This window comes from Veronia pacifica, assembly GCF_001707825.1.
In the GTDB taxonomy this organism is placed as follows: domain Bacteria; phylum Pseudomonadota; class Gammaproteobacteria; order Enterobacterales; family Vibrionaceae; genus Veronia; species Veronia pacifica.
The window spans coordinates 39,422-51,320 of the sequence record NZ_LYBM01000013.1 but is presented as its reverse complement, the minus strand read 5'-3'; the positions used below and the strand labels follow the sequence as shown (position 1 = coordinate 51,320).

Sequence of the window (11,899 nt, the reverse complement as noted above, 5' to 3'; positions counted from 1 at the left end):
CTCTCTGGCCATTTTGTCGCCTTGATGACTGTTGCTTCATGATCGCTACTGCTTCTTTTGATTGAATTGTTTTATAAGCGCTGATATGTCGCTTCGGCTGTCACCATTTTGTGCGAGTTCTTCATAACGCTGTAAAGTTTGTTCGGTGAGGGGAAGTTGAGCATCGATTCGATGACCCTCATCAAGACAATAGGTCAGATCTTTGATCATCCATTCGATTGCGAAACCAAAATCAAAGTCGTCATTCGCCATTGTGCTGGCACGATTAGCCATCTGCCATGAGCCAGCGGCACCTTGTGACAGTGTCGCGAAAACTTTTTGTATATCAAGGCCAGAACGAAGTGCGAAGTTGACCCCTTCAGAGAGGCTTTGCAATACGCCAGTGACACAAATTTGGTTGACCATCTTACAGAGTTGCCCTGAGCCATGTGGGCCCATTAGGGTCACTACTCTGGAATAGGTGTTTAAAGCCTGAGTGATCTCGTTCAGGTCAGATTCATTTCCACCTGCCATGACGGCCAGTTGACCAGCTTCTGCACCTGCCTGACCACCCGACACGGGAGCATCTACGAATTGGCATTCATGCTCGGAGAACACATCAGCCAATTCGCGGGCAAGTTGAGCAGATGTAGTTGTGTGATCAACAAAGGTGGTACCCGGTTTGGCCGTTTCCAATACACCTCTCTCACCATAAACGACATCTCTGACGTCGTTGTCATTGCCTACGCATATAAAAACAACATCACTGTCTTTTGCTGCTTCGGCTGGTGATGCACATACCTGACCAACATGTTTTCTTCGCCAGTTCAGGGCCTTTTCAGCGCTGCGGTTGAATACTTTTAAGGTAGAACCCAAGCGAGATAGGTGACCGGCCATTGGAAATCCCATATTTCCTAAACCGATAAACGCGACCTTTTGAGACATATCGAACATAATCCTTTGTTCTAAACTGTTACCTGTTAACTATGCATGATCGCTTATTTGGTATCAAATTCTTGATTATATTGTAAATATCTGATTTATAATGTCATTAAGGAAAAACGTAAGGAATAGTGTGTTTTTGTCAACCATATTTCACGCAGTTGAGACAGTTCTCCTTATCACAGGTGCCCTGATGTTAATACGCTCAGCCTTCCAATATGGCCAGAGAACGGGCGATTGGCATCATATCAGCCTAGTGGTATTTAATGCGGCTGTTCTCAGCAGGGATGAACTCAGGTGGCGGTCATGTGCCATTATTTGTCTGCTTGTGGGATTCGTGGTGAAATTTTCTTCCTTACTGTTGATCGTCTCCTAATATCGAGGCTTGTAATCCATACAGCTCCAGTCAATCTGCCCTTCATTTAAGAAATACAACGTGAGTTGGCAGCATATCGATATGTCTGGCATCGACGTTCATCGTATTCAGAAACAGTTTAACGAGGGAAGAGGTATATGGCCGATATCGCTATGACGGGTATGGAGCCGAATCTGGTACTGAAAAAAAGCGTTAAGAAGATTCTTTTTTTTGGCATTTTAAGTGTGGCTCTTGCAACAATCGTCACTATCTCGGTGAGAAATACGGTATCAGATGTTTTGTTGGCATCGGTTCACTCTGAAGGAGAAGACAGGTTACTGTCTTATATCAGTGATATACGTAGAGTCCTCGGTCGATATAGAGTATTACCTTATCTGACCTCAGACAATGACAGCATTAACCAGCTTTTACTCGGCGATCCAGCGGCTGAGAGGGAAAGTGAGGCGTTTCTTACCCACATGGACAAGGCCGCCAATACTCGAGGTTGGTATGTATTTCGCTCCGACGGTTCTTTGGCATCCGCAAGCATAGAAGACTATCCCGATAATAAAATGCTTTCATCGCTATTTCAGCGTCTTGAAGACTCTGGTGGTGAGGTAGTCACAGCCACAGATACGACATCTACTCCTGTCTTCCATTATTTTGCAGCGCCTCTATACGGAGAAGGCAAGCTGGCAGGATTGTCTGTTATTCGTTTCGAGCTCAATCAGTTAGAAGAATCATGGTCTGCGGCTAATGAACATGTTTTTGTCAGCGATATGGACGGTAAATTTTTTCTTCGTGTAAGAGAGGATTTGCCGATTAACCTTTCATCCAGTGTTACTCAGCAACGCGTGGAGCTCAGCGGCGGCTACTCCATCTCAATAATGACGTTGGTGGACTCGAATAAGTCATTTCTTGAACAGAGCGTGTTACTTGATGATGTTAATTGGCGGGTTTATTTTTTGACACCGCTTGATACGATCCATGCTTATGCTAACGGATCTGCGGCAATCGCACTGACCTTGACGGTATCGCTGATTGCTCTGTGTTTATACCTCAATGAGCGAAAAAGACGCCTCAGAACAAGGGAGCAATTTCAGCTAGCTATTACTGACTCTGAACAGCAATTAAGGCAAATCATCACAGGTACCAATGTTGGGTTGATCATGCTGGATAGATGGGGAGAGACATTATTTATTAACCCAATGGCTCAAAGGTACCTTACTCTTTCAGATTCAGAGGCAAGAGGATTCTCTTTAAATCAACTTTTCCCGGACGATGAGCGAAATGAAATTATCAATGCTCTTCTGGAACGACTCAAAGATAGTGATTTTGTTGAAATGACTGGCGTTGAAGCTCATGCTCAGCGAAGTGACGGTTCGACATTTCCGATCTTATTTTCTATTACTGCCTCCCCACAGGCTTCCCAAAAAGTGTATCTCGTCACCATACTCGATATCAGTAAGAGAAAGAAAGCCGAGCATGCACTTCAGGAACTCAATAGCCGGCTAGAGCAAAGAGTATTAGAGCGAACAGCCGAGCTGGAGTCTGCAAAACAAACTCTGATTGACCAACAAAAGCTTGCTGCGATGGGCAAAATGTCGACCGCCATTGTCCATGAGCTAAACCAACCCCTGACAGGCCTGAAAACACTGCTTTCTAGCAATAGTCTTCTGATTGAACGTCAGCAAATGGATACTTTAAGAACGAATATGGCAATGGTCGATACATTAATCGATCGTATGGCAGCGATGACATCTCAATTAAAAACGTTTGCTTTTAACAGGCCCAGCGAACTTTTGCCTTTGTCCATTTACACGCTTATCGACAGGGTTGTGTTGATAAATCAGGACCGCCTAGAGAGGGTGATGTTTTCACGAAAAATTGAGTATGGCATCCCACTTATTAAGGGCGAAGCTCAGCGTGTCGAACAAGCGATTGGAAATCTATTATCCAACGCGATGGATGCGGTAGAAGGTGTTAAAGAGCCAATGATCGAGCTGAAGGTCAAGCTAAAAGTGTGCTCTGATACCAAGCAAAAATACGTTAATTTGGATGTGATAGACAATGGCCCCGGTGTGTCTGATCAAGAATTAGGACAGATCTTTGAACCTTTCTATACCAGTAAGAAGATGGGGGAGGGTTTGGGTATAGGGCTTGCTATTACTGCGAACAGCATGCGTGATATCGGAGGAAGCATAGAAGCGTTTCGAAATAATGGTCAGGGAATGACATTCCGGCTCCAATTCGACGTTTTTAGCAAATAGCGGCGGCCCCTTTGTGAGTGACGATTTTTAGAGTGGGCAAGTAACGCCGAAAATCAAAAAGTGGGTGACATTTAAGTCGACGTTACTTGATGGAGTTTATCTTTTACCTCGCAATTGACTCACGGTTCAATTTGTAATTTTTTGTGGTAACGGCAAATAAGATGGCAAATATCAAAAGACCGAGCATACGAAAATAAATCTCGATATCTGGCCATAACATCAGAAGCGCCGATATAAGAAGGACACCTCTCAATAGCGGGTTGAGAGGGCTCTCCAAATATCCCTCTAACGTCGCTACCAATGCCCAAGTCCCGAGAATGGCAAAACCTCCGACGACAATGACATCAGTGATATCGCCATTTACCAGCGGTGTATAAGCCATAAGTAGTGGAACGAGATAGAGACCTTTAGCAACTTTCCAGGCCGTAAATCCAGTTTTCATTGGTGGTGTTTTGGCGATGGTCGCTGCCGCGAACGCTGTCAGACAGACCGGTGGTGTCACATTACTGTCTTGAGACAACCAGAATATGATCAGATGAGCCGTTAAAAGAGCCAGCCCTACTTTTTCCAGACCCAGTCCCTGCTCTAGGAGGCTCGATTTAAAATCATCGGGTACCAGACTAAACAGCACTTTTGCATCCTCAAGCAACATTGGCCTTGCAAGCGCGTCAATACTCTCCGGTGCCAGAAGCATAAAGATTGTTTTCGCCTGTTCAGGGAGCTGCCCGTTTACCATCATTTCCAGAAGCTGTTGTTCCGCAATGAGGCTATATATTGCGGGGGCAGAGAGTGTTCCCAACACGATATAAGAGGCTGTTACAGGTAGGCCCATGCCAAGAACCAGTGAGGCTATAGCGACCAGCCCGAGCATCATAAATAAATTGCCATCGGCCCATGAATTAATCATGAGTGAAAAGGTATTACCCACGCCAGTTGTGCTGATGACATTGACGACCAGCCCGATCCCGGTCAGTAGCACTGCAGTGGTTGCCATGTTTTTCGAGCCTTGTGACAAGGCATCAATGACATCTCTCAGTCCCATTTTATTCGGCGATAACCAAGAGGCTACGACTACTGAGAGAATGGACAGCCCAGCGGCATAGGTTGGAGTAAACCCATTAATCAGAAGAATAACCAATACAACAAGGGGAATAAGATAATGCCAACCACTGATTAACACTTTCAAAACGGGCTCTGAATTTTTTTCTACTGATTGCACACCACTTCGTTTTGCTTCAATACGAACGAAAAAAGCAACGGAAAGAAAGTAAATGAGAGCAGGTACAAAGGACACTGCAATAATATCGACGTAAGGGATTTGGGTGTATGAAGCCATAATAAAGGCTCCTGCTCCCATTACAGGAGGCATAAGTTGCCCGCCTGTTGACGCGGCGGCTTCGACACCTGCAGAAAAACGGGCGGGAAAACCTGCTTTTTTCATCAGGGGGATAGTAATTACACCCGTTGAAACAGTGTTTGCAACGCTTGAGCCCGATACCGAGCCCATCAACCCGGAGCCAAGTACTGCAACAAATCCAGGGCCACCTATGATTTTTCCTGCCACTGCGCGTGATACACGAATGATGAAATCACCTGCGCCGGATTTAACCAGAAAGGCACCAAATAGAATAAACATAAAGACATAGCTCCATGAAATCCGAGAAATGGGGCCAAAAAGTCCTTCTGAGCTATAAAAACTACGGTAGAGAATTGTCTCAGTTGATAAACCGGGAAAAGCGAATACGCCGCTGATAAGATCTCCCCACCATACGACATAACTCAACGCGACGATGATTAGCAGGGGAATAAACCATCCCATGGTTCTTCTGATCAGCTCGAGTACGATGACAACGGCCAGAATAGAAAAAAACCAGTCAGATGCAATGAAGGTAACGCCACGCTCGTAAAGTGCATCTTCTGCCAGTGCGATATAAATAAGGCATGACATTGCGGCAATTGCGATGATTATATCGATACACAGGGCTATTTTGCTGTATTTCAGACGCTTAGCGGCAGGATAGGTTAATGCACACATTGCCGCGAAACCTGCAAAGTGTGTGGCCGAGACCAATAACTCGGGTACAGTGGCCAGAGTGTTAAACCAGATATGTAGTAACGCCAATATGACTGCGATGGTAGTGATCACGTTTGTGAGTAGCGGTGAGTGATCTCTTTGTGACAGCTCAAATTGTGAGAGGGCTTCCTCGCCACTCTCACTGCTGTCTTTTGTTAGATTGGTATTCATTGCGACTCCTGAGGTAAGGCTTCAGGTAACCAGAAGCTAACAGATGTCAGCCCCTGTACTTCCGTGTCGATAGATTGATGGCGGTCATTACTGCGTTTTTAAATGAGCCGGGATAGTCAGTCCCATTTCTTCATAAAAACGTGCTGCTCCCGGATGAAGCGGAACTGGCAAGCCTGCAATGGCTTTTTCTAATGCCATCGCTTTGGTGGCTTTATGAATACCATTCAGGAAAGGGAGATTGTCATATATGGTTTTCGTTAGCATGTACACGTCTTCATCGCTAATGTCATAGCGGGCAGCAAGGAAGTTTGGCTGTGCAATAGTTTTTACTGTTTTGGTTTGGCCCGGATATGTATTTGCTGGTATTTCAAGGCTATTCCAGAGGTTATAACCCTTATTGGCTGCTTTTATCTGCTTATCTGTGAATGATAGTAGTGTGATATTGTCTCCCATGGCGGCAAAGGCTCTGGTTACCGCACTCACAGGAACACCAGCAGGGGTATTCATTCCCTCAATGGCACCATTTTGAAGTGCATCGGCACTTGCACCATATCCCATGTAAGCGAGATTAAATGACTCCGGGTCAATTTTCAGACCAGACATAATATGCCTGCCGGAACCCTCAGTACCTGAATTTTTTTTGCCGATTGAAAATTTCTTTTTCTTCAGATTTTTCAGGTCTGACACATTTCCTGTTTTGGCTAAATCAGAATGAATAACAAAATGTTCGACATTTTGCCAAAGCATGGAAACTGAGCGAAGTTGTTTTTGCGGACCGGCTTGTTTAAGTTTACCTTCACCATTCCATGCCCACGCACCATAAAGACCCTGCAAAATTGCAAATTGCGCTTCATTCTCGCGTAACAATTTAACGTTTTCGCCAGACCCAGCAGAGCTGATAGCAGACAGCGAGAATTTGTGCTTAGGTTCTAATTTGATTTTACTGAGAGTGGCGAGTGCAACCCCAACAGGATAATAGGTTCCGCCAGTTGAGGCGGTGGCGAGAATATAACTACGATTCTCAGAGGCATGTGACGCGGCTGTCACTGTGGACATGGCGATAAAAATTGTTGTTAAGGCGGCATGTTTAAATCGAGCTGCGATGTTCATTATTCACTCCTTTATTCAGCGTGACTGATACACACTTTCCTTTCGATGACATTGTCATTACTGTGAGCCCAAATAGCATGTTACGTGCCAAAATATAAATTATTGATATTGATGTGATTTATATGAGTGAAGTATCGGAATGAGCAAAAAGATGCTGAGAGAGGTAAGGTAGAGTGAGCAAGATTATGCTCATGTGAACCGAGCTGTTGTGATTGGAAGGTATTGACGTCTAATGTGTTGGAGTATTTGTATGACTCTCATCACGCCATTTTGTAGATATGATGAGCAAAAAAATGCTCATAGGCTCGAGATAACGTTTGTGAGATATACACGTTATCAAATTAATAGCGACACATCTGATGTGCAATGTTGATCGATTCTTTTTGAGCCTGAGAGGTAATCGATGACTTGAACCTGATACCGCTTTATTTGCCACCGTCATTACTGATGTAGTCTGCCCGATTTAATCCATGCTTTTGCATCTTTTGATTAATGGTCCGTCGAGGTAGATCTAATTCATCCATGACTGCTTGAATATGCCCCTTATGACGCCGTAACGCTTCCTGAAGAATCTGACGCTCAGCATTTTGCATTCTGATCGCGAGTGGAAGTCTGTTTTCTGAACTGGCTGGCGTTGTATCAGGCCCACTGGCAAGAATCTCACCGACAGACACACTGCTGTCCAATGCAAACTGAGTTGCCACATTGCGAAGTTCTCTAACGTTTCCGGGCCATGCGTAGCCAGCAAGCGTATCTTGATCATTAATACTCAATGAACGAGTAGAACGATGTTCAGAGCAAAAGTACTCAAAAAGTAGGATGATATCCTGAACTCTCTCCCTCAATGGCGGTATGCATATTTGCGAAACATTTAGACGATAATATAAGTCTTGTCGAAAGTTAGGGTTGTCTTTCAAATCCTCTTTCGCTGCCGCTATACAGCGGATATTAATATCTTTTAGCTTGTTGGTTCCCACCCGTTCTATCTGTTGTTCCTGAATGGCTCGCAGCAGCTTTATCTGCATGGCGAGTGGAACACTTTCAACTTCATCGAGAAATACACTTCCCTGGTCGGCAAATTCCAACTTTCCGATCCGACTTTTTGTCGCGCCAGTAAATGCACCTTGCTCATGACCGAACAACTCACTTTCAAATAGGTTCTCAGGGATGGCAGCGCAGTTTAGTGCAACAAATTCAGCAGCGTTTCGTTGACTATGACGATGAAGACTCTCAGCAACCAATTCCTTACCGCAGCCAGTTTCACCATAGATGATCACGTTTGTGTCCATGTCAGCAAGACGTACTATTTGATCTCGCACTCTCTGCATTTGAGGGCTACTTCCAATTAGAACTCTTTCAAGACCATGGAGTTGTTCAAGGTATGCTTCCCTATCACCGCGTTTTTTTTCGTTCTCAGACTGAGCGAGTCCTTTTTTTACTGCATCTGTCAGTCTTGCCGGGTCAAAAGGCTTTTCAAGAAAATCGAAGGCACCAAGCCGGAGGGCACTGACGGCCATATCAATATCACCATGACCAGTGATCAGAATAACAGGTAACTGAGGAACAATATCCTGAAGTTGAGCGATCAGGGAAATACCGTCAATGTCTGGTAATTTAACGTCGCTGACAACCACACCCGAAAATGAAGGCGACATTGCATCTATCGCGGCATGGCCTGTTTCACAGGTGACCACCGTAAAACCGGCAAGCTCAAGCCATTGTGCAGTTGCCTGACGCACTATACTGTCATCTTCAATTAACAGTACCTGTCCAAACTTTTCCATATCACTCCAAGGGAACAAATATATTTATCCATTCATACTGTTTGGTATTAAACCTATTACGAGAGTGGTTAACACTTCTACTATTTATGAAAATAGGCGAGGCTATTTTTTCCTTGTATGCTGCTAACTATGTATGCAGCTTTCGTGGTTATCCGCGGGAAAATACAACGACATCAAACATTTCATATCCGCTACGATCCGGATAACCGAGCATGTATCTGTGACGATTGTAATGTAGAATGCTTGGCAGCTGTATTGCATTTCATTATTAAAGGGATCTATGCCGACAATAAACCCACTTATTCTTTCTGTTACTCATATTAATGACACACACTCGCATTTCGAGCCCTCGCCAATCACTTTGTCCTTGCCAGATAGCCATATGCAAATAAAAACGACAACAGGTGGCTTTGCTCGCATCAAGAATGTCGTTGAACACTTCAGACAACAGGCAAAAGAGAAGCAGCAGGGCTTTCTTTTTTTGCATGCTGGTGACTGTTTTCAGGGGTCACTGTATTACAGCCTTTTCAAGGGAGACATTAATGCCCGCCTTTTGAACATGCTGGGTCTTGATGCAATGACACTGGGAAATCATGAGTTGGACTTGGGAAACGGTCCGGTCTCAGACTTTCTTTCTGATATCCATTTTCCCCTACTGGCAGGCAATTGGGATGTCAGCCATGAATTGCCCAACAAAACTAAACGGCTCTCTGATAAGCCGCAATTACGTCCTTATCTGGCAAAACAAAAGCGGGCAGATGTCGTCATTAAAGAGTTCAACGGACATCAAGTGGCTATATTTGGTGTGTCGATAGATAAAATGTCTGCTATTGCCAACCCTGATCCAGACACTCCTTTTGTTTCTTCACTGGAGGTTGTCAAAAATACGGTCAAGCGCCTCCATGACCAAGGCATCAAAAATATAATTTTGCTCAGTCACCTTGGCTATGCAGCAGATCTTGATATGGCAGAGCAGGTTGATGGCCTATCGGTGATAATTGGTGGACATAGTCATACTCTACAAGGCGATTTTAGTGCTCTCGGGCTGGGTTTCGAGGAACCATACGGTCGCTGTGAATCTGGAACATTGGTTTTGCAGGCTTGCTGTCATGCGATGTTTTTAGGTGCAGTTGAACTCGAGTTCAATTCACATGGTGAGGTCACCCATCATTCTGGAAACAACTTTCTCTTACTTGATGAGGACTGTTGTCAAAATGCCAGCTTGACTGATGGGAACAGTGATATTGATGACGTTGATGCAAAACGCGAAGCAATTTGCGCTCTGAAGCAACAAGACAACGTCTTGTTCACTAAAACTGAAAATGATATCCATGATGTCATTGGCCGAGATTACAAGCCCGCCGTACACCGACTAGAAAGTGACATCGTCACTTTTGTTCCTCACTTGCTCAGGCATATCAGAGTTCCAGATCAAAAAGGAGGCAGTGAGATCGCGCCTTTGGTTTGTGAAGCAATGTTGTTCTCCGCTCGATGTCGTGGAATACCCGCCGATTTTGCCATCCACAATGCTGGTGGAGTAAGGGTGAGTGTGTCGTCAGGCTCACTTACTGCCGCTGAAATAGCTGGCCGTTTGCTGCCATTCGAAATTGATATTGTGGAATATCGTGTATCAGGTAAGCAGGTAAGGCTCGCGTTGGAAGGTGCCATAGATAACGCTATTAATAATGGTATAAATGGAACGGGTGACGGCAGTTTTCCTTACACTGCTTATTTGCGTTTTGACTACGATAAAGACTTGCCGATCGGACGCAGAATCAGCTCCCTTCAATACAGGGTTGAGAATGAATGGCGATCTGTTGAAGATAATGGTCTGTATCGATCCGTATCATCAGCGTATACGACAAAAGGAAAGGAAGGGTATGATGCACTGGAGCATCCAGGAAATAATGTCCGGTCGGTCGGTGTGACCTTGTCTGAGAGTTTTATTGAATACGCAAGGACAATAGAATCTCTTGAACCTGTGAAACCGGATATGGCTGGCTTTCAGCGGTTTTAATCGGGTGAAGTCATCTCAGTCATTCAATGACTTCAAGGCGAGGCGCTTCAACGTTACCGTTACCACCATACAAGAAATATGCGAACAACATCATCACTCTTCTTAAAGTAACTTGCTACATATCTTCATACCAGCGGCCTTTTCGTTCTTGATATTTACCTTTTGTTTGTTGTGCTTAACGTAACTACTTTAGTGCTTACTGGCACATGGTTTGCTTGTGAAAAGTGTATACGCCATATGACAACTCTAGTGAAAAGTCGCCGAAAGACCTAGAACATCGTGATTCAAGATGAACGCGTTGAGGCCGATAAAATGGAAAAGCAGTGGAAGGGAGAAACTGGATGGAAAAGCGTGACTGGCTCGATGTAGCATTAATTATTTTTTGGCTTGCTGCATGGGCATCTTTAACATACTTCGTCCCCATTTCCAGTTAATCAGAGTGTGTTGTGAGAAACAAATAAATGCCCAGACCTAAAAAAGGGCGCTGACCTTTGTCTGAGCGCCCTTTGCGGGAATATGACCCTTTACCTTTTTTGGGTTTTTCTACCCTCACTCTGAACAGCCTATCTGTTACTAGTGCTTTTAGGGCATTATCTTTTATTTCTCCTCTGTGGTGTTGGTAACTGTTGCCCTCAACGTTTTGTTCATCCCTCTGTGTCTCGCGGTCAGTTTTATTAAGTTTGCGCTTTGTCATTTCGGTATTTTCTCCGTTCTTTGGTTGTTGTCTGTCGATTAATGATAAACACATGATAAATAATAACAAAACCAAAAAAGTTGTAAATGTCTACTCATACTTATTGCCGTTTGCACCGCCGTAGTTACTGTATTGGTTTGTAAGGGCTGGAATATTTTTATTGGTGTATTTTCCAACCGGTGAAAACCGAGCAACCAAATAGCCTCTCCATTTCAGTGACAAGATTGAGTGAAGTGTAAACAGATTGTTTATTTTGAGATAAATCTTTGTGCTTATATTTTATAATGAAAGTAAAGAATCGTTATTAGAACAAATACTATTTAAAATAAGTCGTTTAGACGAATTTAAATGTAACTTTTGCATTAGAAAATATAATGGCAAAGTGGAAAAATTGTCAGTGTTAAAGGTTAAGAAATAGCCTTAATATTTGCTCATAAATTGAACGGCGGATTGGGGGTAAAAATGACACAGGCAGTTGAACTAAATTACGACAATATCGAATT

The 11,899-nt window shown here is 44.0% G+C and carries 7 protein-coding genes; 2 read left to right on the top strand and 5 right to left on the bottom strand.

Going from position 1 to position 11,899, the window contains the following annotated elements:
* Positions 1-45 precede the first annotated feature (45 nt).
* Positions 46-924: an NAD(P)-dependent oxidoreductase gene (locus tag A8L45_RS09030; RefSeq protein WP_068901518.1), complete on the bottom strand. Its 879-nt coding sequence runs from the start codon at positions 922-924 to the stop codon at positions 46-48.
* A 510-nt stretch (positions 925-1,434) separates the two neighbouring features.
* Between A8L45_RS09030 and A8L45_RS09020 the strand changes: the two genes are divergently transcribed.
* Positions 1,435-3,546, top strand: a complete 2,112-nt coding sequence (locus tag A8L45_RS09020) for a sensor histidine kinase (RefSeq protein WP_083228274.1) — start codon at positions 1,435-1,437, stop codon at positions 3,544-3,546.
* Between the two features lie 103 nt (positions 3,547-3,649).
* On the opposite strand, the gene A8L45_RS09015 is transcribed toward A8L45_RS09020, so the two are convergent.
* From A8L45_RS09015 to A8L45_RS09005, 3 genes are all read right to left on the bottom strand, one after another.
* The gene (locus A8L45_RS09015) at positions 3,650-5,791 is read right to left on the bottom strand and encodes a TRAP transporter permease (protein WP_068901433.1); all 2,142 of its coding nucleotides are present in this window, start codon (positions 5,789-5,791) and stop codon (positions 3,650-3,652) included.
* Positions 5,792-5,878: 87 nt separating this feature from the next.
* On the bottom strand, positions 5,879-6,901 hold the full coding sequence (locus A8L45_RS09010) for a TAXI family TRAP transporter solute-binding subunit (RefSeq protein WP_068901431.1): 1,023 nt from the start codon (positions 6,899-6,901) through the stop codon (positions 5,879-5,881).
* 425 nt (positions 6,902-7,326) lie between these two features.
* Complete coding sequence (locus A8L45_RS09005; RefSeq protein ID WP_068901428.1) at positions 7,327-8,685, bottom strand: sigma-54-dependent transcriptional regulator; 1,359 nt, start codon at positions 8,683-8,685, stop codon at positions 7,327-7,329.
* A gap of 280 nt (positions 8,686-8,965) precedes the next feature.
* Between A8L45_RS09005 and A8L45_RS09000 the strand changes: the two genes are divergently transcribed.
* Positions 8,966-10,702 (top strand): bifunctional metallophosphatase/5'-nucleotidase, encoded by a 1,737-nt coding sequence (locus A8L45_RS09000; RefSeq protein ID WP_068901426.1) that lies wholly within the window; start codon positions 8,966-8,968, stop codon positions 10,700-10,702.
* Between the two features lie 430 nt (positions 10,703-11,132).
* Here A8L45_RS09000 and A8L45_RS08995 read toward each other — a convergent pair whose 3' ends face one another.
* Complete coding sequence (locus A8L45_RS08995) at positions 11,133-11,396, bottom strand: ribosome alternative rescue factor ArfA (protein WP_068901424.1); 264 nt, start codon at positions 11,394-11,396, stop codon at positions 11,133-11,135.
* Between the last annotated feature and the right edge of the window lie 503 nt (positions 11,397-11,899).

What these genes read in the sequence shown, in the direction of transcription:
- A8L45_RS09030 (WP_068901518.1), bottom strand. Translation starts at nt 924, where the DNA reads ATGTCTCAAAAGGTCGCGTTTATCGGTTTAGGAAATATGGGATTTCCA.
- A8L45_RS09020 (WP_083228274.1), top strand. Translation starts at nt 1,435, where the DNA reads ATGGCCGATATCGCTATGACGGGTATGGAGCCGAATCTGGTACTGAAA.
- A8L45_RS09015 (WP_068901433.1), bottom strand. Translation starts at nt 5,791, where the DNA reads ATGAATACCAATCTAACAAAAGACAGCAGTGAGAGTGGCGAGGAAGCC.
- A8L45_RS09010 (WP_068901431.1), bottom strand. Translation starts at nt 6,901, where the DNA reads ATGAACATCGCAGCTCGATTTAAACATGCCGCCTTAACAACAATTTTT.
- A8L45_RS09005 (WP_068901428.1), bottom strand. Translation starts at nt 8,685, where the DNA reads ATGGAAAAGTTTGGACAGGTACTGTTAATTGAAGATGACAGTATAGTG.
- A8L45_RS09000 (WP_068901426.1), top strand. Translation starts at nt 8,966, where the DNA reads ATGCCGACAATAAACCCACTTATTCTTTCTGTTACTCATATTAATGAC.
- A8L45_RS08995 (WP_068901424.1), bottom strand. Translation starts at nt 11,396, where the DNA reads ATGACAAAGCGCAAACTTAATAAAACTGACCGCGAGACACAGAGGGAT.